This window comes from Massilia sp. Root335 (assembly GCF_001425685.1).
In the GTDB taxonomy this organism is placed as follows: Bacteria; Pseudomonadota; Gammaproteobacteria; order Burkholderiales; family Burkholderiaceae_D; genus Telluria; species Telluria luteola.
Map to the genome: position 1 here is coordinate 118,774 of NZ_LMCY01000052.1, position 22,390 is coordinate 141,163.

At 66.1% G+C, this 22,390-nt stretch carries 22 protein-coding genes; 9 read left to right on the forward strand and 13 right to left on the reverse strand.

Annotated features, from left to right (window positions below; genetic code table 11):
• Positions 1–49: 49 nt before the first annotated feature.
• On the reverse strand, positions 50–2,389 hold the full coding sequence (gene parC, locus ASC93_RS27175) for a DNA topoisomerase IV subunit A (protein ID WP_056450117.1): 2,340 nt from the start codon (positions 2,387–2,389) through the stop codon (positions 50–52).
• 124 nt (positions 2,390–2,513) lie between these two features.
• Complete coding sequence (locus ASC93_RS27180) at positions 2,514–4,514, reverse strand: DNA topoisomerase IV subunit B (RefSeq protein WP_056450119.1); 2,001 nt, start codon at positions 4,512–4,514, stop codon at positions 2,514–2,516.
• A 305-nt stretch (positions 4,515–4,819) separates the two neighbouring features.
• Here ASC93_RS27180 and ASC93_RS27185 point away from each other — a divergent pair, with 305 nt between their 5' ends.
• Positions 4,820–5,821 (forward strand): gamma-glutamyl-gamma-aminobutyrate hydrolase family protein, encoded by a 1,002-nt coding sequence (locus ASC93_RS27185; RefSeq protein WP_082548377.1) that lies wholly within the window; start codon positions 4,820–4,822, stop codon positions 5,819–5,821.
• On the opposite strand, the gene ASC93_RS27190 is transcribed toward ASC93_RS27185, so the two are convergent.
• A complete protein-coding gene (locus ASC93_RS27190) occupies positions 5,822–6,274 on the reverse strand; it encodes an Lrp/AsnC family transcriptional regulator (RefSeq protein WP_056450121.1) in 453 nt (150 codons plus the stop codon).
• An 81-nt stretch (positions 6,275–6,355) separates the two neighbouring features.
• Here ASC93_RS27190 and ASC93_RS27195 point away from each other — a divergent pair, with 81 nt between their 5' ends.
• Complete coding sequence (locus tag ASC93_RS27195; protein WP_056450124.1) at positions 6,356–6,973, forward strand: LysE family translocator; 618 nt, start codon at positions 6,356–6,358, stop codon at positions 6,971–6,973.
• Between the two features lie 37 nt (positions 6,974–7,010).
• Here ASC93_RS27195 and ASC93_RS27200 read toward each other — a convergent pair whose 3' ends face one another.
• On the reverse strand, positions 7,011–7,685 hold the full coding sequence (locus tag ASC93_RS27200) for a helix-turn-helix transcriptional regulator (protein WP_056450126.1): 675 nt from the start codon (positions 7,683–7,685) through the stop codon (positions 7,011–7,013).
• Positions 7,686–7,760: 75 nt separating this feature from the next.
• Here ASC93_RS27200 and ASC93_RS27205 point away from each other — a divergent pair, with 75 nt between their 5' ends.
• Together ASC93_RS27205 and ASC93_RS27210 are read left to right on the forward strand one after the other, a co-directional pair.
• Positions 7,761–8,090, forward strand: a complete 330-nt coding sequence (locus tag ASC93_RS27205; RefSeq protein WP_056450128.1) for an NIPSNAP family protein — start codon at positions 7,761–7,763, stop codon at positions 8,088–8,090.
• Positions 8,087–8,431: an antibiotic biosynthesis monooxygenase gene (locus ASC93_RS27210; protein ID WP_056450130.1), complete on the forward strand. Its 345-nt coding sequence runs from the start codon at positions 8,087–8,089 to the stop codon at positions 8,429–8,431. Before ASC93_RS27205 ends, ASC93_RS27210 begins: the two co-directional genes overlap by 4 nt.
• Here the strand turns inward: ASC93_RS27210 and ASC93_RS27215 are convergent, their stop codons facing one another.
• From ASC93_RS27215 to ASC93_RS27240, 6 genes are all read right to left on the reverse strand, one after another.
• A complete protein-coding gene (locus ASC93_RS27215; protein WP_056450132.1) occupies positions 8,432–8,878 on the reverse strand; it encodes an SRPBCC family protein in 447 nt (148 codons plus the stop codon).
• A 92-nt stretch (positions 8,879–8,970) separates the two neighbouring features.
• Positions 8,971–10,089: a YbdK family carboxylate-amine ligase gene (locus ASC93_RS27220; RefSeq protein ID WP_056450134.1), complete on the reverse strand. Its 1,119-nt coding sequence runs from the start codon at positions 10,087–10,089 to the stop codon at positions 8,971–8,973.
• Positions 10,079–11,269, reverse strand: coding sequence for a cation:proton antiporter (locus ASC93_RS27225; RefSeq protein WP_056450136.1), 1,191 nt, complete (start codon positions 11,267–11,269; stop codon positions 10,079–10,081). The genes ASC93_RS27220 and ASC93_RS27225 overlap by 11 nt, the downstream gene beginning before the upstream one ends.
• 216 nt (positions 11,270–11,485) lie before the next feature.
• A complete protein-coding gene (locus ASC93_RS27230; protein ID WP_056450138.1) occupies positions 11,486–12,670 on the reverse strand; it encodes a VWA domain-containing protein in 1,185 nt (394 codons plus the stop codon).
• Positions 12,671–12,682: 12 nt separating this feature from the next.
• Positions 12,683–13,270: a GNAT family N-acetyltransferase gene (locus tag ASC93_RS27235; protein WP_056450140.1), complete on the reverse strand. Its 588-nt coding sequence runs from the start codon at positions 13,268–13,270 to the stop codon at positions 12,683–12,685.
• Complete coding sequence (locus tag ASC93_RS27240; protein ID WP_056450142.1) at positions 13,267–14,121, reverse strand: MoxR family ATPase; 855 nt, start codon at positions 14,119–14,121, stop codon at positions 13,267–13,269. The genes ASC93_RS27235 and ASC93_RS27240 overlap by 4 nt, the downstream gene beginning before the upstream one ends.
• 235 nt (positions 14,122–14,356) lie before the next feature.
• Between ASC93_RS27240 and ASC93_RS27245 the strand changes: the two genes are divergently transcribed.
• The 3 genes from ASC93_RS27245 (at position 14,357) to ASC93_RS27255 (ending at position 16,662) form a co-directional block, all read left to right on the forward strand.
• Entirely contained in the window at positions 14,357–14,695 is a 339-nt protein-coding gene (locus tag ASC93_RS27245; protein ID WP_056450144.1) for a cytochrome c, read from the forward strand.
• 10 nt (positions 14,696–14,705) lie between these two features.
• Entirely contained in the window at positions 14,706–15,062 is a 357-nt protein-coding gene (locus ASC93_RS27250; protein WP_056450146.1) for a cytochrome c, read from the forward strand.
• Between the two features lie 94 nt (positions 15,063–15,156).
• Positions 15,157–16,662, forward strand: coding sequence for a SulP family inorganic anion transporter (locus ASC93_RS27255; RefSeq protein ID WP_056450181.1), 1,506 nt, complete (start codon positions 15,157–15,159; stop codon positions 16,660–16,662).
• A gap of 64 nt (positions 16,663–16,726) precedes the next feature.
• Here the strand turns inward: ASC93_RS27255 and ASC93_RS27260 are convergent, their stop codons facing one another.
• The 3 genes from ASC93_RS27260 to ASC93_RS27270 all read right to left on the reverse strand — a co-directional run bounded on the left by ASC93_RS27260 (position 16,727) and on the right by ASC93_RS27270 (position 19,677).
• The gene (locus ASC93_RS27260; protein ID WP_056450148.1) at positions 16,727–17,152 is read right to left on the reverse strand and encodes a DUF1841 family protein; all 426 of its coding nucleotides are present in this window, start codon (positions 17,150–17,152) and stop codon (positions 16,727–16,729) included.
• A 105-nt stretch (positions 17,153–17,257) separates the two neighbouring features.
• Complete coding sequence (locus tag ASC93_RS27265; RefSeq protein WP_056450150.1) at positions 17,258–18,865, reverse strand: retroviral-like aspartic protease family protein; 1,608 nt, start codon at positions 18,863–18,865, stop codon at positions 17,258–17,260.
• 119 nt (positions 18,866–18,984) lie between these two features.
• Positions 18,985–19,677 carry an RNA pyrophosphohydrolase gene (locus ASC93_RS27270; protein WP_082548378.1) on the reverse strand — a complete coding sequence of 231 codons (693 nt, stop codon included), beginning with the start codon at positions 19,675–19,677 and terminating at the stop codon, positions 18,985–18,987.
• Between the two features lie 252 nt (positions 19,678–19,929).
• Between ASC93_RS27270 and ASC93_RS27275 the strand changes: the two genes are divergently transcribed.
• Both ASC93_RS27275 and ASC93_RS27280 read left to right on the forward strand, forming a co-directional pair.
• Positions 19,930–21,663: a proline--tRNA ligase gene (locus tag ASC93_RS27275; protein WP_056450153.1), complete on the forward strand. Its 1,734-nt coding sequence runs from the start codon at positions 19,930–19,932 to the stop codon at positions 21,661–21,663.
• Positions 21,663–22,313 carry a lytic transglycosylase domain-containing protein gene (locus ASC93_RS27280; protein ID WP_056450155.1) on the forward strand — a complete coding sequence of 217 codons (651 nt, stop codon included), beginning with the start codon at positions 21,663–21,665 and terminating at the stop codon, positions 22,311–22,313. Before ASC93_RS27275 ends, ASC93_RS27280 begins: the two co-directional genes overlap by 1 nt.
• The last annotated feature ends 77 nt before the right edge of the window (positions 22,314–22,390 follow it).

Sequence of the window (22,390 nt, forward strand, 5' to 3'; positions counted from 1 at the left end):
AAAGGCCAGCGCCGGGGCGACGATCAAAAGGCCTGCGCCGGGGCGACGATCAGGAACCTTCGCCGGTGGTGCGCATGGCCAGGTCTTTGGCCTTGAGCTTCGCCGACAACGGCTTGCCCTTGTTGGCGCGCTTGCCGAAGTGCGGCTCCAGGCCGGACGCGAACAGCTCCACGGTGCGCGGCTTGTCGCCGGCCCAGGTGCCGACCACGTTCAGGCCCTTCTGGCTGATCGGCTGGACGGCCAGCAGCGTTTCCTTCGCGTCCAGCGCCATCAGGATCACGCCGCGGCCGCCGTTGGTCAGCACCTTCATCTCGTCGATGCCGAACACCAGCACGCGGCCCTTCTCGGACAGGCAGGCGATGGCGCCCGCATTGTCCGGCACGACGCGCGGCGGCAGCGGCACCGCGCCGTCGTCCAGCGTGATGAACGATTTGCCGCCCTTCAGGCGCGTGATCATGTCGCCGGCCTTCGTGATGAAGCCGAAGCCGGTCGACGACGCGAGCAGCAGGCGCGTGTCGCCATTGCCGGCGAAGTAGTACAGGATACGACCGCCGCCGGACAGGTCGACGAGCGTCGTGATGGGCACGCCGTCCCCGCGCGCGCCGGGCAGCGCGGCGACGGGCACGGAATAGACCTTACCGTTGTCGCCGACGCACAGCAGCGTGTCGACGGTGCGGCACTCGAACGCGCCGTACAGCGAGTCGCCGGCCTTGAACGTGAACTGGGCCGGGTCGTGGCCGACGCCCGTGCGTGCGCGCACCCAGCCTTTTTCGGACACGATGACGGTCACCGGCTCGTCGACGATCTTCTGCTCGGCCACGGCCTTCTGCGCTTCCTCGATCAGCGTGCGGCGGTCGTCGCCGTACTGCTTCGAATCCGATTCGATTTCGCGGATGATCAGGCGCTTCATCGACGACGGGTTGTTGAGGATGTCTTCCAGCTTTTCCTTTTCGCCGCGCAGCTCGGCCAGCTCCTGCTGGATCTTGATCGCTTCCAGGCGCGCCAGCTGGCGCAGGCGGATCTCGAGGATGTCCTCGGCCTGGCGCTCGGACAGCCTGAAGCGATCCATCAGCGCGGCCTTCGGCTCGTCCGAGTTGCGGATGATGTGGATGACTTCATCGATGTTCAGCAGGACGGTCTCGCGGCCTTCCAGGATGTGGATGCGGTCGTTGACCTTGCCCAGCTTGAATTCGGTGCGGCGGCGGACCGTCACGAAGCGGTACTCGACCCATTCCTGCAGGATCTCGGACAGGCCCTTCTGGCGCGGCCGGCCGTCGCCGCCGATCATCACGAGGTTGATCGGGCTCGACGTTTCCAGCGACGTGTGCGCCAGCAGCATCAGCATGAATTCCGTCTGGTCCTGGTTCTTCGACTTCGGCTCGAACACGAGGCGCACCGGCGCCTCGCGGCCCGATTCGTCGCGCACGGCATCCAGCGCGCCGAGGATCGTCTGCTTCAGCGTCAACTGGTCGGGCAGCAGGGTCTTCTTGCCGACCTTGATCTTCGGGTTCGTGAGTTCTTCGATCTCTTCCAGCACGCGCTGCGACGACACGCCCGGCGGCAGCTCGGTGACGACGGCCTGCCACTGGCCGCGCGCCAGTTCCTCGATCTTCCAGCGCGCGCGCACCTTCATCGAACCGCGGCCCGATGCGTACATGTCGGCGATGGCGGACGCCGGCGTGATGATCTGACCGCCGCCCGGATAGTCCGGACCGGGCATCATGGTCATCAGCTCGGCGTGCGTGATCTTGGGATTGCGGATCATCGCCACGGCGGCGGTGGCCACTTCGCGCAGGTTGTGCGACGGGATCTCGGTGGCCATGCCGACCGCGATGCCGGACGCGCCGTTCAGCAGCAGCATCGGCAGGCGCGCGGGCAGGGTGCGCGGTTCCTCGCTCGAACCGTCGTAGTTCGGCTGGAAGTCGACGGTGCCCATGTCGATCTCGTCGAGCAGCAGGCGCGACACCGGCGTCAGGCGCGCTTCCGTGTAACGCATCGCCGCGGCGCCGTCGCCGTCGCGCGAGCCGAAGTTGCCCTGGCCGTCGATCAGCGGGTAGCGCAGCGAAAAATCCTGGGCCATGCGCACGAGGGCGTCGTACACCGACTGGTCGCCGTGCGGGTGCAGCTTGCCGAGCACGTCGCCGACGACGGTCGCGGACTTGCGCGGCTTCGCCGTCGGGCCGAGGCCCAGTTCGTTCATCGAGTACAGGATGCGGCGCTGGACGGGCTTCTGGCCGTCCGACACGTCCGGCAGCGCGCGGCCTTTCACGACCGACACGGCATAGTCCAGGTACGCGCGCTCCGCGAAGGTGGACAGGGTCAGCGTCTCGGCGTCATCGCCGCCGCCGCTGGGGGGAGTGGTTTGTTCGAAGAGGCTTGCTTGGGTCATATGTGTTGTTCGTTCATGCAAACTTGGGTTCCCGCCTGCGCGGGAACGACGGTTTTAAAGCCAACGCACTCGATACGTCGTCCCTGCGAAGGCAGGGACCCAATTTCATGCGGCGCGTCCGTTATCAGATGTCCGCTTCCGTCTCGTTCCCGTGTTCCTCGAGCCACGCACGACGGGCCGCGGCTTCGCCTTTACCCATCAGCATATTGAAGCGCGCCGACGATTCGGCCAGGCCGTAGTCGCCGAAGGCCACCGGCAGCAGGCGGCGGGTGTCCGGGTTCATCGTGGTTTCCCACAGCTGTTCGGCGTTCATCTCGCCCAGGCCCTTGAAGCGGGAGATGCTCCACACGCCTTCCTTGAGGCCTTCTTTCTTCAGCTTGTCCTCGATGGCCAGCAACTCGCCATCGTCCAGCGCATACAGCTTCTGGATCGGCTTCTTGCCCCGTGCCGGCACGTCCACCCGGTACAGCGGCGGGCGCGCGACGCACACGTGGCCGTTTTTAAAAAGGGCCGGGAAGTGCTTGAAGAACAGGGTCAGGAGCAGGACCTGGATGTGCGAGCCGTCCACGTCCGCATCGGACAGGATGCAGATCTTCCCGTAGCGCAGGCCGGTCAGGTCCGGGCTGTCGTCCGCGCCGTGCGGGTCGACGCCGATCGCCACGGCGATGTCGTGGATCTCGTTGTTCGCGAACAGGCGGTCGCGGTCCGTCTCCCACGTGTTCAGCACCTTGCCGCGCAGCGGCAGGATGGCCTGGAATTCCTTGTCGCGGCCCATCTTGGCGGAGCCGCCCGCCGAGTCGCCCTCGACGAGGAACAGTTCGTTGCGGGTGATGTCCGTCGATTCGCAGTCGGTCAGCTTGCCCGGCAGGACGGCGACGCCGGACGATTTTTTCTTCTCGACCTTCTGCAGCGAACGCAGGCGGGACTGCGCCTGCTTGATGACGAGTTCCGCCAGCTTGCGGCCATATTCGACGTGCTGGTTCAGCCACAGTTCGAGCGGCGGCTTGGTGAACGTCGACACGAGTTTCACCGCGTCGCGCGAGTTCAGGCGTTCCTTCGTCTGGCCCTGGAACTGCGGGTCCAGCACTTTTGCCGACAGCACGAACGAGACGCGCGCGAACACGTCTTCCGGCAGCAGCTTGACGCCTTTCGGCAGCAGCGAGTGCATCTCGACGAAGCCCTTCACGGCGCCGAACAGGCCGTCGCGCAGGCCGGATTCGTGCGTGCCGCCGCTCGGCGTCGGGATCAGGTTGACGTACGATTCGCGCACCACGGCGCCTTCTTCCGTCCACGCGACGACCCACGCCGCGCCTTCGCCTTCGGCAAAGCCTTCATCGCCCGCGGCCGCGTATTGCGCGCCTTCGAACAGCGGGATCAAGGTCTGGCCGCCGCCCGCCGTCTGCGACAGCGCTTCGGTCAGGTAGCCGCGCAGGCCTTCGTCGTAGCGCCAGGTCTGGACGTCGCCCGTCTTGCCGTTGGTGAGCGTGACGGTCACGCCCGGCAGCAGCACGGCCTTCGAGCGCAGCAGGCGCTGCAGGTCGTTCATCGGGATGTTCGGCGAATCGAAGTATTTGCCGTCCGGCCAGGCGGTGACGCGCGTGCCGTTCTTCTTGCCGCCGCGGTCCGCGGGGCTGGAGGTCAGCGGCTCGATCACGTCGCCGTCGGCGAACACCAGGCGGTGCTGGCCGTTGCCCTGGTCGTCGCGGCGCCAGACGGTGATCTCGAGGCGCCTGGACAGCGCGTTGGTGACGGACACGCCCACGCCGTGCAGGCCGCCCGAGAACGCGTACGCGCCGCCCGAGCCCTTGTCGAACTTGCCGCCGGCGTGGAGGCGGGTGAACACGATCTCGACCGTGGACACGCCTTCTTCCGGATGCAGGCCGACGGGAATGCCGCGGCCGTCGTCCTCGACGGTGATCGAGCCGTCCGCATTCATCGTCACATCGATGTTCTTGCAGTAGCCGCCGAGCGCCTCGTCCGAGGCGTTGTCGATCACTTCCTGGATGATGTGCAGCGGATTCTCGGTGCGCGTGTACATGCCCGGACGCTGCTTGACGGGCTCCAGTCCTTTCAGGACGCGGATGGATGATTCGCTGTAATCGGGTGCGGGTTTCTTGGTGGCCATGCTTGATCTTCAATCATTCGAATGCTGCGCATTCTATCTTGTCGGGCGGAAAATAAGCGACTTCACGCCCCAGGATGCGCTTTGTACCGGGGGGCGGAATACGGGGTGCTGGCGAAACAACTGTATGGAAATACAGTATTTTTGCCTGTTAAGCGCAAGTTTGCAAGTGCTCATTGCACGGATTGCCAAGACGGCTGCATCCCGGCATCCTGTTCATATGGGGCGGCGGGGCGAGATTTCGTAACAAAACGACATTTTTTCTAAATCCGAATCGTGCGCGACCGTCGCAAGGATATATTGAGATCATGGCTTTGGACAATGACAAGCACGCTAACAAACCTGGCGAACCCGCGACCGCATCCGACGCGCCGGAGGACGGCCCGTCGGGACCGCCGCGCGTGCCCGACCGGCGCGCCGCGGGCGGCGGGTCGCGCTACCTGCGCACGGACGACACGGCGCTGAACCTGGCCGGCCGCGTGCTGCGCTCGCGCTGGCGCGCGCTGGCCGATAAATTCAATCGCGACTTCATGCGGCGCACGCTGCGCATCGGCGTCTCTGCCCGCATCTTCCATCCGGAAGCGGGCGCGACGGGCCTGCGCAGCAAGAACCTGCAATATCTCGAGGAATCGATCGCGCAATGGGTGATGTCGCGCGACGTGCTCGTGTTCATGGTGCCGACCGTGAACACGAACGGGCTGCTCCACCCCAGCAACATCACGATGCGTCATTACGCGCGCCACCTGGACGGCCTCGTGCTGCAGGGCGGGGCGGACGTGTCGCCGATGACGTATTCCGAAACGCCGACCCGGCCCGAGTGGAGCGGCGACCGCGCGCGCGACGTCTACGAACTGGAACTGCTGCACGAATTCGTCGACGCCGGCAAGCCCGTGCTGGGCATCTGCCGCGGCTGCCAGCTGATCAACGTCGCGTTCGGCGGCACCTTGTACCAGGACGTCGCGACGAACGTCCCCGGCGCCCAGCCGCACGTGCACGACGTCTACGACGCCCACCGCCACGCGATCGTGTTCCCGCAGGGATCGTCGCTGCGCAAGATGTTTCCCAAGCACGAGCACGCCGTCGTGAATTCGATCCACCACCAGGCCGTCAAGGACCTGGGGCGCGACATCCACGTGGAAGCGATGTCGGAGCCGGACGGCGTCGTCGAGGCGATCCGCTACCAGCGCGCCCCGTTCGTGATGGGCCTGCAGTGGCATCCGGAATTCCACCGCGCCACCGGCGGCGACCTGCTCGACTGCACGCCCGTGCTGGACGAGTTCCTGCGCGCGGCGCGCGAGACGCGGCTGTAATCACAGCGGCAACGGCCGGCCCTGGACGATGTTTTTCATCACGAGGGTCGAGGTCAGCCGCAATACGTTCGGCAACGTCGACAGGCTGTCGTCGTACAGCTTCTGGAATGCCGCCAGGTCCGTCGTGATCACGTTCAGGATGTAGTCCGGATCGCCGAACAGGCGCTGCGCCTGGATGATTTCAGGCACGCCCGGGACGGATTCCTCGAACGTGCGCACGCTGTCCCTGTCGGTCGCGCGCAGCGTGACGAACACGATGGCCGAGAAATTGAGTCCCACGGCCGCCGGATCGATGGTCGCCCGGTAGTCGGAAATCACCCCCGCCTCTTCCAGGGCCCGTACGCGCCGGTGGCAGGGCGACAGGCTCAACCCGATGCGTTCGCCCAGGTCGGTGAGGGAAAGTCGCCCGTCCTGCTGGAGTTGCGCAAGAATCTTTCGGTCATAGTCATCCATTCGGAAGATATTGCCTGATCCATCAACTTTTGGGCAATGGTTAGGGAGCACATTTTCTTCACGACGCAGTAATCTTTGGGCATGAATACCCATACGCTCCTGCTGTTTTCCGCAACCGTGCTGCCGTTGGTCTGTACGCCCGGCCCGGACATGCTGTTCATCGCTTCCCAGGCGGTTTCGGGCGGGACGCCGGCCGGGCTCCGCGCCACGACGGGCGTGTTGTCCGGATATTGCGTCCATTCCCTTCTGGTGGCGCTCGGCCTCGCCGCCGTGGTCGCGGCGTCACCGATCCTGTTCGAGGCGATCCGGTGGGCCGGCATCACGTACCTGATCTACCTGGCCTGTAAACTGATCCGGGCAGCGCTGCGCCCCGGCGATCTCGTCGTTCCCCACGGACAGGCCGGCAACCAGCTCTACAAGGGATTCCTGACCTCGCTGCTCAACCCGAAAGGAATGATGGTCTATATCGCCATCCTGCCCCAGTTCATGGACCGGCAGGGCGGCAATGCGACGCTGCAGGCGATCGTCCTGTCGGCGGCCTTCCTGTTCTGGTGCGCGGTCGTGTACTACGCGCTGTGTTTTGCCCTGGGCCGGGTCGGACGGGGCCGGCTCAGCGACACGCGGCGCCGGCTGATCGACGGCTCGGCCGGCGGCATGGTCCTGGTGGCGGCGGGCTTCATGGCGCTGGTCCGTCAATAGGCGACGGATTCCGCTTGCGTTCGTCCGCGTACCGAGGTCAGCCCAGCCAGGCCTTGAGCGCCGCCTCGCCGTCCGCGCTGAATGCGAGCACGCGCGAATCCGGCACGCGGCGCGCCCAGCCCAGTTGCTGGAAGCGGTCCAGCAGCGCCGTCCCGAGGGCGCCGGCCAGGTGATGGCGGCGCTCGCTCCAGTCCAGGCAATGACGGCACAGCGGCCGGCGCGACGCGGAGGGCAACGGATCGATGCCGAGTTGCGCGACGAGGGCGCGGCCGGCGTCCGTGAGCGTCACGTCGCCGGCATCCAGCGCGAACGCGCCGCGCCGTGCCAGGCCCGCGTAGACGAGCACCCCGAGTTCGCCCGCGAGATGGTCGTAGCAGACGCGCGCCTTGCGCAGCGCCGGCTCGCGCGGGCCGGAGCGCACGCGCACCGCGCCCGTGCCGAACGCGATGCCCATCATGGATTCGAGCAGGTGGGCGACGTCGGCGTCGGCGATGCGGAAATAGCGGTGCCGCCCCTGCGCCTCGACGGTCAGCAGGCCGGCGTCGCGCAGCTTGGCCAGGTGCGTGCTGATCGTCTGGCGCGTGACGCCGGCGGCGTCGGCCAGTTCCGTTGCGGTCAGCGCCATGCCGCTCATCAGCACGTTGAGCACTTCGGCGCGCGCATGGTCGCCGATCAGTGCGGCGATATTCGCGATGTTGGGTCCGTCCCTCATGCTTCGATCTTAGCCGAAGCGTCAAGCAAGGGCCAGCGGCTACAGTGGTGTTTCACACAAACGAGGAGCGCCACCATGCCCATCACCTGTTTCATCCGCTACGAGATCGATCCCGTCCAGCGCGACGCCTTCCGCCGCTATGCCGAGAACTGGGGCCGCATCATTCCCCGGCTGGGCGGCCGCCTGCTCGGCTACTTCCTGCCGCACGAGGGCACGAACTACGAGGCGTGGGGCCTCGTCGGCTTCGACAGCCTGGCCGCCTACGAAGCCTACCGGCTGCGCCTGAAGGAAGATGGCGAGGCACGCGCCAACTTCGCATTCGCGCACGAACAGCGCTTCATCCTGCGCGAGGAACGCACGTTCCTCGACAACGTCGCCGGGCCGGTCGCGGGAGCGTTGCCATGATCGCCGTGATCTTCGAGGTCGAGCCGGACCCCGCCCGGCGCCAGGACTACCTCGACGCGGCCGCCGCGCTGCGTCCCGAACTGGAAGCGATCGACGGCTTCATCTCGATCGAACGTTTTGCTTCGCTGGCGCGGCCGGAACGCATCCTGTCGCTGTCGTTCTGGCGCGACGAGGAGGCGGTCGAGCGCTGGCGCACGCTGCCCGGGCACCGGGCGGCGCAGACGGCGGGCCGCGCCGGCATCTTCCGCGACTATCGCCTGCGCGTGGCCGCCGTCGTGCGCGACTACGGCATGCACGACCGCGCCCAGGCGCCGGGCGACGCGCGCGCCGTGCACGGCTGATCAGTCCTTGATCTCGGGCTCGACGAGTTGCGCGAGGAGCTGGAGCGATTCCTGCCAGCCGAGATAGCAGAGCTCCACGGGAATCGCGGCGGGAATGCCTTCCTGCTTGACCTTCACTTCGACGCCGCAGAACACCTCGCGGAGCAGAATGGTCGTCTGCATTTTGCCGGGCAGGTTGGGATCGTCGAATTCGTCCGTGTAGCGCAGGCGCGCGCCCGGCTCCAGTTCCAGGTATTCGCCGCCGAACGAATGGCTGGCGCCCGTCGTGAAATTCGTGAACGACATCTTGTAGCGTCCGCCGACGCGGCTGTCCTGCTCGTGCACGGTGCAGGTAAAGCCGTGCGGCGGCAGCCATTTGGCGACGGCGGCGGGCGTGAGGAAGGCACGGTAGACGCGGTCGGCGGTGGATTTGAGAACGCGGTGCAGCTCGACGGTATTCGTGGACATGATCGGTTTCCCTGGTGTGAGTGGCAGAGGACGTCCCTCTGATCCTACGACGAACGGGCCGCCGCCGGATCGACATGCAGGATAAGATTTTTTCAGCGCCCGCGAAAGCGCCGGATCGCGGCGTCGACCATGCCTTCCGCGCTGCCCTGGCGTTCGTACTGCCCGCGCAGGTAACTCGCGTCGCCGCCGTCGCGCACCGCCGCGGCCAGGTGCGGCAGCGCGTCCAGGCTGCCCAGCGCCTGCGCATGCGGTTCGATCAGGATGAGCGTGGCGAGGATGTCGTCGCGCAGCGGGACCTGTTCGTAGCTCTTCGGATGGGTGATCACGCCGTCGAGGCCGAAGCGGCTGGCCTGGAAGCGGTTGTAGTTGTAGACGAGGTAGTCGTCTTCCAGCGGCGCGGCGTCGTTCCGCTCCAGCAGGTGGCGGCACAGTGCCTGCAGATAGGCGGCCAGTGCCGCGGCCCGTTCGACGGTGAGGGGCGTGTCGCACACGCGCAGCTCGATCGTGCCGTATTCCGGCTTGGGCCGCAGGTCCCAGTAAAAATCCTTCATGCTCTTGATGATGCGCGTGCGCGCCATCTTGGCGAAGTAGACGTTGGCGAAATCATCCCAGCTGAGCGTGAACGGCGCGCGGCCGCTGAGCGGGAAGGCGGACACGGAATTCAGGCGCGCGGAATCGAAGCCGCTGTCGTGGCCCTGCACGAACGGGGACGAGGCGGACAACGCGATGAAGTGGGGGATGTAGCGCGACAGCGCGTGCAGCAGAAAGAGCGCATCGTCGCCGCTGGCGCAGCCGATGTGCACGTGCTGGCCGAACACGGTGAACTGTTTGGCCAGGTAGCCGTACAGCGCCGACAATTCCTGGTAGCGCGGCTTGGCCGAGATGCGCTGCTCCGACCAGTGCTGGAACGGATGCGTGCCGCCGCCGGCGATGCCGATGTTCAGCACGTCGCCGGCGGCGACCAGCGTGTCGCGGATGTCGAGCAGTTCGGCCAGCAGCGCGCCGTAGCCGGTCTGCACGCTCGAATTTATCTCGGTCATGCTCTCCGTGATCTCGGGCGTGACGTTGCCGGGGAACGGCTTGCGCTTCAGGAGGTGCATCAGGTCGGGGCTGGCCGGCGTGAGGTCGAAGTCGGACAGGCTGACGAGCTGCAGTTCCAGCTCGACCCCGAACGTCAGCGGCTTCGATGTGGCGAAGGCTTCAAGAGGCATGGTTGCGCTCCGGCGCTTCGCGCGCCCACACGAGGGCGCGCTGCAGGATGATGGGTCCGAACACTTCGAGCAGCATGGTGACCGCCGCCACGGCGCGCAACTCCTCGACCACCGCGACGCCCGCCTGGCGCGCATGCTCGATCAGGAGCACCACGAACACGGACAGCGGCGTCAGCGCCACGCCGGTCAGCGCGCCCTTGCGCCAGGAGATGCCGGAGAGGTGCGCGAACGCGGTCACGCCGGCCGTCTTTGCCAGCAGGCGCACGAGCACGAGCGCCGCGGCCAGCAGCGCGCCGGCCCACACGCGGCGCCAGTCGAGCGTGGACGCCGCGAACACGAACAGCACGACGGTGAGCAGCTCGCCCAGCGCGCCGAAGTTGCGCTGCGCCTGGCTGAACGCGACGCGGCGGTGGCGCGCCGTCAGCCCGAACGCGAGCGCGGCGACGACGGGCGACAGCCCCAGCGCATGCGTGATCGCCACGAGCAGGATCACGGCCAGCGCGAAGGCGACGGTGGCGTCCTGCGCCAGCTTGCCGAGCAGGCGCAGCACGCCCGGCACGACGAGTCCGAACACGGCGCCCGTGAAGGCCGACACGCCCAGCACGACGAGGCTGTTCCACAGCGCGTCGCCGACGTCCTCGGACGTGCGGAAGATCCACAGCCCGACGGCGGCGTTGAACGCGAACACGGCCAGCACGCAGTTCAGCGCGCACAGGTGCAGCGCCCGTTCCGTCACCTGGCCGGAGCTTTTCTGTTCGTTGATCACGCGGACGACGGTCGCGGGCGACGTCGCCATCGACAGCGACGCGAGCATCAGCCGGTCGAACAGCGGCGCGCCGAACGCGTTCGCGACGAGATACACGCCGACGAAGGTGAGGGCCGCCTCAACGACGCCGGTTACGCCGATCCACGGATTCGTGCGCAGCCAGTGCAGGTTGATGCGGTAGCCCAGCTCGAACAAAATCAGCCCGAACCCGACGTCGGCCAGCAGCAGCGCCGTGCCGGTTTCCGGCCGTGGCAGCACCCCCAACTGGGGCGCGGCCAGCACGAAACCGACGAGTCCATAAAAACTGATGCGCGGCAGGCCTGTCCAGCGCTGCCCGAATTCGCCGACGAGCCACGCCACCGTGATCGCGAACGGCCAGGCGAGACTGGTCAGGATCGCCAGGAATTCCGGCATGGCGGCTCCTTTGCCAAAATGTTATGACGTGCGGCCGATTCTACAAGATGGATATGTCCGCACGATTGCGTACGGCGGGCGCGGCGCACGCGTCACGCGTGCCGGCACGGGTGCAAACGTCACGCGTGGGCACGTGGTGCCCACCCTACGGCAATGCGAACATCGTAGGGCGGGCACCCTGTGCCCGCGCGAATGCGGGCACGGCGCAAGCATCGGTTACTTGCTGAGGAGCCGCATCGCCCGTTCGAGGCCGTCCATCGTCACCGGGAACATGCGGTTGCCCATGATCCTGCGGATGATGTCGATCGACTGCCGGTACTGCCACAGGTGTTCCGGTTCCGGATTCAGCCAGGCGAACTTCGGAAACGCGTGGCAGAACCGCGCCAGCCATTCGGCGCCCGCTTCGTCGTTGGCGTATTCGCTCGATCCGCCCGGCGCCAGGATCTCGTAGGGGCTCATCGTGGCGTCGCCGACGAAGATCAGGCGTGTGTCGGACGGGTAGGTGCGCAGCACGTCCCACGTCGGAAAACGTTCCGCGTGGCGGCGCCGGTTGTTCTTCCACAGGTGGTCGTAGACGCAGTTGTGGAAATAGTAGAACTCCATGTGCTTGAACTCGGCCTTCGCCGCCGAAAACAATTCTTCGGTGCGCTCGATGTGGTCGTCCATCGTGCCGCCCACGTCCAGCAGCATCAGCACCTTGATGCGGTTGCGCCGTTCCGGCTGCATCCTGATGTCGAGCCAGCCGGCGTTGTTGGCGGTGGAGCGGATCGTCTCGTCCAGCGCCAGTTCGTCGGCCGCGCCCTGGCGCGCGAAGCGGCGCAGGCGGCGCAGCGCGACCTTGATGTTGCGGATGCCCAGCTCGCGTTCGCCGTCGTAGTCGCGGTAGGTGCGCTGGTCCCATACCTTCACGGCGGACCGGTTTCCCCCTTTGCCGCCGATGCGGATGCCTTCCGGGTTCGTGCCGCCGTTGCCGAACGGGGAGGTGCCGCCCGTGCCGATCCACTTGTTGCCGCCCTCGTGGCGTTCCTTCTGTTCCTTCAGCAGTTCCTGCAGGCGTTCCATCAGCTTGTCGTAGCCGAGCTTCTGCAGCTGCGCCTTCTGTTCCGGCGTCAGTTCGCGTTCGAGACGCTTGAGCAGCCAATCCAGCGGGATGTCGGCCGCGCCGGCGGTGCCGCCGCCATCGAACACCGTCTCGATGCCCTTGAAGAAGGCGCCGAACGCGCGGTCGAACTTGTCGAAATGGGCTTCGTCCTTCACCAGGGTCAGGCGCGCGAGATAATAAAACTCGTCGAGCGACGGCGCGATCACCTGCTTCTGCAGCGCTTCCAGCAGCGTGAGGAATTCCTTGATCGAGACGGGGACCCTGGCGTCGCGCAGGGTGAAGAAGAAGTCGATCAGCATGCCGCGCTCCTGTTACTGCGCGTTGCGCGTGAGCCGGTAATGCAGGTGCGACTTGATTTCGATCCACTCGCCGCGCACGATGCTGTACATGACGGTGTCGCGCACGGTGCCGTCGCGGCGCGGCGCATGGTGGCGGATCACGCCATCCTTCTTCGCACCGAGCCGCTCGATGGCGGCCTGCGACGCGTAGTTGAAATTATCGGTGCGCAGGCCGACGACGGCGCAACCCAAGGTGTCGAATGCGTGCGACAGCAGCAGGAGCTTGCAGCTCGTGTTGACGTGGCTGCGCTGGCGGCTCTTCGCGTACCACGTGTAGCCGATTTCGACGCGGTCGATCGCGGGCATGATGTCGTGGTAGCTGGTGGTGCCGATCACGGTGGCGCTGGATGCGTCGACGACGGCGAAGGCGACGCGGTTGGTCGTTTCCAGCGCGGTGCGGATATAGGTTTCCGTCTCGTGCGGTGCGGGCACGGACGTGATGCGCAGGTTCCACAGCTCGCCATCGGCGGCTGCCGCGCGCAGGCCGTCCAGGTGGCGCATCCCGAGCGGTTCCAGGCGCACGCCGTTGAATTCGAGGGTGACGGGATCGACGCGGATCATCGGTTGTGCCTCGCCATCGCCACCAGTCGCTCGAACAAACCGACGTCCTGCTCGTTCTTGAGCAGCGCGCCGGCCAGCGGCGGCACGATCGCCTTGCCGTCCTGGCTGCGCAGGACCTCGACCGGGATGTCCTCGGCCAGCAGGAGCTTCAGCCAGTCGAGGAATTCCGACGTCGACGGCTTTTTCTTCAGGCCCGGCACGTCGCGCAGTTCATAAAAACTCTGCAGGGCGGCGGCCAGCAGGTCGGCCTTCAGCGCCGGATAGTGGACCTTCACGATGTCCGCCATCGTGTCGCGGTCGGGGAATTTGATGTAATGGAAGAAGCAGCGGCGCAGGAAGGCGTCCGGCAGGTCCTTCTCGTTGTTCGACGTGATGATGACGAGCGGCCGGTGCTTCGCCACGACCATCTCGCGCGTCTCGTAGACGTAGAACTCCATCCGGTCCAGTTCACGCAGCAGGTCGTTGGGGAATTCGATGTCGGCCTTGTCGATCTCGTCGATCAGCAGCACGACCGGCTCGGGCGCCGTGAATGCCTGCCACAGCACGCCCCTGACGATGTAGTTGTGGATGTCGCGCACGCGTTCGTCCCCCAGCTGCGAATCGCGCAGGCGCGAGACGGCGTCGTATTCGTACAGGCCTTGCTGGGCCTTGGTCGTGGACTTGATGTGCCACTGCAGCAGCGGCATGTCGAGTGCGGCCGCCACTTCCTCGGCCAGCATGGTCTTGCCGGTACCGGGTTCGCCCTTGATCAGCAGGGGCCTGGCGAGGGTGAGGGCGGCGTTGACCGCCAGTTTCAGGTCGGCGGTGGCGACGTAGTTGTCGCTGCCTTCGAAGCGTCGGGATGCGTGCATGGGCCTGGGCAGATCGTGTGGGAATGCCAACGAGTATATGACAGAACGGCGTGGCGCGAAGGTCGTCCATGCTGCGCTGCCCAATGGACTCGACCATATTCTTCGGATAGAATCGACCGGTTCGTAGCACAAATGCCAAGTGTTTTGCAGTCGCAGTACCGGGGGTCTGAAAAACCTGCTGCCGCCGCACGGGTCGCAAGGCGCCCTATCGATTCAACCCAACGATAGGTCATCCATGAAAATTTCAACAGCTTTACTCGTGCTAGCCGCCGGCGCCTCGATGGCCGGCACGGCCGGCGCGGCCGACGTCGTCGGCAATCCCAAGGCAGCACCCAACAAGATCGAAATGTGTATCGGCTGCCACGGCATCGCCGACTACAAGACCAGCTTCCCCGAGGTGTATCGCGTCCCCAAGATCGGCGGACAGTCGGCCAAGTACATCGAGGCCGCGCTGCACGCGTATAAAAAGGGCGACCGTAATCACCCGTCCATGCACGGCATCGCGGCCAGCCTGTCCGACCAGGACATCGCCGACATCGCCGCGTATTACTCGCAACAGACCCCGTCCAAGTAAGGAGCGCGCCATGAATAAACCGATCATCGCGCTGACCCTGGGCGCAGCAATCCTCGTCCTGTCCGGCCAGGCACTGGCCTCGGGCGACGCCGCCAACGGCGCCGCACTGGCGAAAAAATACAATTGCGCGTCCTGCCACGGCGCCGACTTCAAGACCCCGATCGACCCGAGCTATCCCAAGCTGGCCGGCCAGCACGCCGACTACCTGGTGCATGCGCTGACCGCCTACAAGCGCGGCACCAAGGTCGCGAATGGCCGCAGCAATCCGATCATGGCCGGCATGGCCCAGCCGCTGTCCGACCGCGACATGGCGGACATCGCCGCCTACCTGGAATCGTTGCCCGGACCGCTCGTCACGAAGCGCTGATCCGCGCGGGCCGTTACAATGACGGCCCATCCGGATCATCTGGAATCCCTCCTGCCGCATCGGCCGGAGGGATTTGTTTTTTTGGAGTGCCGCCGTGCCCGACGTATCCCCTTCCCACATCAAGACGAACGTATTGAGCGGCCTGACGGTCGCGCTGGCCCTGGTCCCGGAGGCCATCGCCTTCGCGCTGGTCGCCCACGTGGCACCGCTGACCGGCCTGTATGCCGCCGTGCTGGTGTCCTTCATCACGTCCGCGTTCGGCGGCCGGCCCGGCATGATTTCCGGCGCGGCCGGCGCGCTGGCCGTCGTCATGGTGGCGCTGGTCGTCCAGCACGGCGTGCAATACCTGTTTGCCGCCATCGTGCTGATGGGCGTGCTGCAGATGCTGTTCGCGGCCGCGCGGCTCGGCAAATTCATCCGCATGGTGCCGCATCCCGTGATGCTGGGCTTCGTCAACGGCCTCGCCATCGTGATCTTCGTCGCCCAGTTCGAGCACTTCAAGGTGGGCGGCGGCTGGATGGCCGGCACGCAGCTGTGGACGATGCTCGGCCTCGTCGCGCTCACGATGGCGCTCGTCTACCTGACGCCGCGCATCACGAAAGCCGTCCCGGCCACGCTGGTCGGCATCCTCGCCGTCGCGCTGCTGGCGCACTTCGCCGGCATCCAGACGAAAACCGTGGGCGACCTCGGCTCCATCGCGGGCGGCCTGCCGGCGTTCCGCGTGCCGGACGTGCCGTTCGACCTGCAGACGCTGAAGATCGTGTTCCCGTATTCGCTGGTGCTGGCGGGCGTGGGCCTGATCGAGACGCTGCTGACGCTCACGCTGATCGACGAGATCACGGACACGCGCGGCCAGCCGAACCGCGAAAGCCTCGCGCAGGGCGTGGCGAACGTCGTCACCGGTTTCTTCGGCGGCATGGGCGGCTGCGCGATGATCGGCCAGAGCATGATCAACGTCGGCAACGGCGCGCGCGGCCGCCTGTCCGGCATCTGCGCCTCGCTGTTCCTGCTGTCGTTCATCCTGTTCGGTTCCAGCGTGATCGAGCGGATCCCGCTGGCCGCGCTGATCGGCGTGATGTTCGTCGTCTGCGAGAAGACGTTCGAATGGGGCACGTTCCGCCTGTTCGGCAAGGTGCCGCGCGCCGACGCGCTCGTGATCGTGCTGGTGGCCGGCGTCACGCTCGTCTTCAACCTGGCCACGGCCGTGCTGGTGGGCGTGGTCGTGTCGGCGCTGGTGTTCGCGTGGCAGCACGCGAAGGAGATCCGCGTCACGACGTCGCAGGACGCCGGCGGCTGGAAAGTCTACGAGCTGGAAGGGACGCTGTTCTTCGCGTCGGTGGGCGGCTTCCAGGCGCTGTTCGCGCCGAGGGACGACCCGCGGGACGTCGTGATCGAGTTCCGTCGCGCGCGCGTGGCGGACCACTCGGCGATCCAGGCCATCGACGGCCTGGCGGAACGCTACCGCGCCCTCGGCAAGCGCCTGCACCTGCGCCACCTGAGCCCGGACTGCCGCGCGCTGCTCGAGCGTGCGAAGGACATGATCGAGGTGAACCTGCCGGAAGATCCCCGTTATCGGGTCGCCGACGACAAGCTCGATTAAACCTGGTGGTAGGGTGGGCGGCCTCCGCCCACCGAACGTACGAGTCGCGGTAACACGACCGATATCAGCGCACGCGCCTGCGCACGCAGGCCACGTAAGCGTCGGTGTCCGGCTGGGTCCCGTGGCGCTGGGCCGACCAGATCATCTCGCCCAGGCACTCCATCATCTCGTGATGCGCCTCGTGCTCGCCCACGCGCGCGGCCAGCGCCTCGAACGCGGCGCGGATGCCGCGCGGCTGGTCGATCGATACCTGTTCCGTAATCGACAGGTGCATCGACAAATGCAGGAACGGATTCGGCTTGCCGCCTTCGACGGCGTAGTCGCGCGCCACGGCTTCCTCGGCATCCGCCAGCTCGTCGTGGTACTCGGGATGCTGGTCGATCCAGTCGGCGGCGATGGCGTCCATCGGGGTCAGGATCTCGCCGGCGCGGCGCTTGCGCAAGGCCTCGCAAAAGAAGCGGCGGACGTCGTGGGAAGAGGGGGTGAACATGGCGGGAACCGTCGGAAGAACTGGAGGAAGGGCGTCATTGTAGCGCGATGATGCCCGTCCCGCAGGGCGGTCACCGGTCCGCCCCGCATGCGTTGCCATCAAGTTTCAAGGCGCGCCGTCCAGCGCCGCGGCGCCGCCGGTCGGCAGCGGCACGGGCACGGGTGCCGGCGCGGGCTTCGGGACGGCGGCGGGCGCGGCTGCGCAGTTCGTGCGCATGGTGGCCCGCAGCGCGCTGGCCTCGGCCGCGTCGCCGCGCGCGTCATGCCATTCCGCCATGTAGGCTTGCGCCATGCACGTGCGCGTGCGCGCCATCTGCGCATCCTTGCCCGCTTCTTCCAGCAGGCGTGCCGCATTCGTTTTGCCGAGGTAGAAATCGGCGATCGGCGCGGGCCAGTCGTCTTCCTTCTGCTGCTTCATTGCCGCTTCCAGTTCCGTCTGCGCCAGCGCGGCGTCGCCATGGCGCACGCGTGCGATGTACAGCCACAACGGACCGAGGCGGTCGGCCGGCAACTGGTCGAGCGCGCGCCGCAGTTGCGGGATCGCCGTGTCGAGGCGCCCGGCCAGCATCTGCCGGCGGCCGAGCAGCAGGTTGGCGTTCGGCTGGCCCCGCGCCACGGCCTTGTCCAGCCAGGCGTCGCCCTGGGCCGGATCGCGCGCCACGCCGCGGCCGTCGTAATACATCCTGGCGAGCGCGTACTGGGCATCGGCATTGCCGTCGTCGGCTTCCGCGCGCATCCAGGGTTCCAGACCCGTGCCGCGCGTGAACACGTCGCCGCCCAGGTAGGCGATGTACAGTTTTTCCTGGCTCATCGCGAACAGCACGCGGTGCGCGCGCAGGAAGTCCTCGCCCAGGAACAGGTCGGCCCCTTGCGAACCCGCCGAGCCGATGACGCCGAGCTCCACGTCGCGGATGGTTTCGTCGCCGAACTGCACGGTCTTGACCGGGGCGATCCAGTACGGCACGCGGTCGGTGCCGATGCCGCCGGTATCTCCCATGCGGATCGCACCCGGCCCGTTGACGTCGATGCCGGCGCGCCTCGCCGCGTCCTGCATCATGAAGCTGCGGTGGGCGCCGGAGTCGATGATGGCGTCCATCTCCTTGCCGTTGACCATGACGGTGAAGTGCGGGTTCGGGCTCTTGCCGTAGTTGCGCTCGAACGGCAGCACGACCGTGGGTTCCTTCCACAGCAGCAGCGACGCCTTGGCGCAGTCGCGCGGGCGGTAAAACTTCATCCGCTTGGCGCGCAGGTCGAGTTCCAGGTCCATCTGCAGCAGGAACGGCGCGCCGAGGATGGCGTCGAACGGGGGCGTGGCCGACGTGCTGCCGATGACGTTCAGTTCGATGCGGCGGGCGTTGTGCGTCGGGCCGACCGAAAATTCCTTCAGCCGCGCGGAGTAGAGGCGCGAGCTGCCGCCGAACCCTTCGATCCAGCGTCCCGTCATGAACGGGTTGATATCGCGCCGCGTGACGGCGTTCATGGTCAATGCCGTCATGGAGGTGCCGGTGTCGACGAGCATCACGGCCGGCGTGCCGTTGATGGTGCCATCGACGGCGGGGATGAGGCCTTCGCCCGTGTAGCGGATGGGGAGGTCGGCCACGTCGATGTAGGTGCAGTGCTTCGTGTCGTCGTCGGCGTGGGCGACGCCGGACAGCAGGCAGAGCAGAAAGGCGGTCCGGGCGAACCGGGAGCGGAGCGGGGCGCTGGTCATCATGACAATAATTCTACAACGCAATTTTGTAAAAATTACATTACGAGAATGTAAAAAAGGCAAAGACAACCGTTCACACGGCTGCTTTGCCTTTGTTTTGTTGCGCCTGCGCTACTCGCGCCTTACTCCTTGCGCGTCACACCTTGCTGCGCCAACACCATCTTGGAACTGCCGGCCGCGTCGGCGATGGCCTTGCTGGCGACCGCCACCGCCTTGCTGCTGGCGTTGGCGGCATTGTTTGCCGCCGCCGCCTTGCCACCGCCGCCGCCGTTGCCGTTCTGGCCACGCCGCTCGTGCGGCTGGCGCAGGTAGCGCGAGCTGTGGCGGCGATCGCCGTTCGCGGGCCAGGTGATGAAGCGCGACAACTCCTGCAGGGCGCGCTGGTACACGTCGCGCTTGAACTCGATGACGACGTCCAGCGGGACCCAGTAGTCGTGCCAGCGCCAGGCGTCGAATTCGGGATGGTCGGTCAGGCGCAGGTTGACGTCGTTGTCGCGCGCCACCATGCGGAGCAGGAACCAGATCTGCTTCTGCCCACGGTAGTGACCGCGCACTTCGCGCTTGATGAAGTGATCGGGCACTTCGTAGCGCAGCCAGTCGCGGGTGCGGCCCACGATCTTGACGTGCTCCTGGCGCAAGCCGATTTCTTCCTCGAGCTCGCGGTACATCGCCTGTTCCGGCGTCTCGCCGTATTTGATACCCCCTTGCGGAAATTGCCAAGAATGCTCACGCACCCGCTTGCCCCACCACACCTCGTTGTTGGCGTTCAGCAGGATGATGCCGACGTTGGGGCGGAACCCTTCACGATCGAGCATAATTCACCTCGAAACTTTCTGCCGGCCGATCCCTCTTACATTTTTACTTACAAATCCCCGGAGCGTTGCCAAACCTGCTGTCGTGACGGTTTTGCAAGGCTCCTCAGGTGCTGAAGTCGTCAACCTGCACAGGAACAACAGCATGCACCACTTGTTTCGGACCCATTTGTATAAAGATTGGATGCATCAGCCAGCTAATCCTTTAAAATTAGGTCGATTATAACCCTCTCTTTTTAAAAAGAATTCACCGATATGCGCGCCTCACGATTTTTTATTTCAACGCTCAAAGAAGCGCCCTCCGACGCCGAGATCGTCAGCCATAAACTGATGATGCGCGCAGGGATGATCAAGCGACTCGGCTCCGGCATCTACACCTACATGCCGCTGGGCCTGCGCGTCATCCGCAAGGTCGAGGGCATCATCCGCGAAGAGATGAACAAGGCGGGCGCGCTCGAACTCCTGATGCCGATGGTGCAACCGGCCGAACTGTGGCAGGAGACCGGCCGCTGGGACAAGATGGGCCCCGAACTGCTGCGCCTGAAGGATCGCCACGGCCGCGACTTCGCGCTGCAGCCGACGTCGGAAGAAGTCATCACCGACGTCGTGCGCACCGAGGTCAAGTCGTACCGCCAGCTGCCGTTGAACTTCTATCACATCCAGACGAAATTCCGCGACGAGCGCCGTCCCCGCTTCGGCCTGATGCGCGGCCGCGAGTTCACGATGAAGGACGCGTATTCGTTCGACCGTGACGTCGAAGGCATGCAGAAGTCCTACCAGACGATGTTCGACGCCTACGTCAGCATCTTCACCCGCTTCGGCCTGAAGTTCCGCGCGGTGGCGGCCGACAACGGCGCGATCGGCGGCACCGGCTCGCACGAATTCCACGTGATCGCCAGCACCGGCGAGGACGCGGTCGTCTACTGCCCGACGTCGGACTACGCGGCCAACATGGAAGCGGCCGAGGCGCAGCCGCTGATCGCCCAGCGCGGCGCGGCCACGCAGCCGCTGACGAAGGTGTCGACGCCGAACACGACCAAGTGCGAGAAGGTCGCCGAGCAGCTCGGCATCGCGCTGGCGCAGACGGTGAAATCGATCGCGCTGACGGTCGAGAAGGAAGTCGACGGCAGGCAGGTCAAGGAAAACTGGCTGCTGCTGCTGCGCGGCGACCATGAGCTGAACGAAGTCAAGGTCTCGAAAGTGCCGGGCCTGGCCACCTTCCGCTTCGCCACCGAAGCGGAAATCCAGGACGCCTACGGCACCGTGCCGGGCTACCTCGGTCCGGTGGGGACGAAGCAGCCGGTCAACGTCGTGGCCGACCGCACCGTCGCCAACATGGCCGATTTCGTATGCGGCGCCAACGAAGCCGAATACCACCTGACGGGCGTGAACTGGGGCCGCGACGTGGCCGAACCGACCGTCGCCGACCTGCGCAACGTGGTCGAAGGCGACGCCGCACCGGACGGCAAGGGCGTGCTCGCGATCGAACGCGGCATCGAGGTGGGCCACGTGTTCCAGCTCGGCACGGCATACTCCGCCGCGATGAACTGCGTCTACCTGGACGAGAAGGGCCAGCCGGCACCGATGCAGATGGGTTGCTACGGCATCGGCGTGACCCGCATCCTGGGCGCGGCCATCGAGCAGAATTTCGACGACAAGGGCATCGTCTGGCCGGACGCCATCGCGCCGTTCGAACTGGTGCTGTGCCCGATGGGCTACGACCGCAGCGAGCTGGTCAAGACCGAGACCGATCGCCTGTATGCCGAGCTGCAGTCGGCCGGCGTGGACGTCATCGTCGACGACCGCGGCCTGCGTCCGGGCGCAATGTTCGCCGACTGGGAACTGGTCGGCGTGCCGCATCGCGTCGTGATCGGCGAGCGCGGCCTCAAGGAAGGCAACCTGGAATACCAGGGCCGCCGCGATGCCGAGGCAACCGCTGTCCCGGCTGCCGACATGGTCGGCGTCATCAAGGCCAAGCTGGGCAAGTGATGGCGCAACGGTTGATTGGCCGGGCGGCAGCCCGGCTCGGCCCGGTCTTGCTCGCCGCTGCGTTGTTGAGCAGCGGCGCAGCGCAGGCCGGCAACCAGAAAGAGGAAGCGCTGGCCGATTCGGTCCGGCTGGCGCTCGAAAACGCGATCCGCGATGGGCGGCCGCCCAAGCCGGTGTTCCGCGACGAGGTCGCGCGCGTGCGCTACCAGCAGTGGTTCGATGCGATGTCGGCGCGCCTCAAGCGCCGCCTGCCGGACGAGCAGACGCGCACCGAATTCCTCGAAATCGCCTGGTACGAAGCCACGCGCGCGGGCCTCGATCCGGGCCTCGTGCTGGGCCTGATCCAGGTCGAGTCGGCGTATCGCAAGTACGCCGTGTCGATGGTCGGCGCACGCGGCTACATGCAGGTGATGCCGTTCTGGACGAAGGTCATCGGCGATTCGAACCGCCGCGCGCTGTTCGACATGCAGACCAATCTGCGCTACGGCTGCTCGATCCTGCGCATGTACATCGACATGGAAGGCGGCAACCTGTACCTCGCGCTGGGGCGCTACAACGGCAGCCGCGGACGGCCCGAGTATCCGAATGCGGTGCTGGCGGCGTGGAAGAACTGGCAATTCAAGCAGGACGTGATGGTCTCCAGCCGGTAATCGTGCCGGCGTTTGGTGGGCTCGGGGAGCCCACCCTTGTATCTTGAGCGTGTTGGTGATTAGCTACCACTAACTGA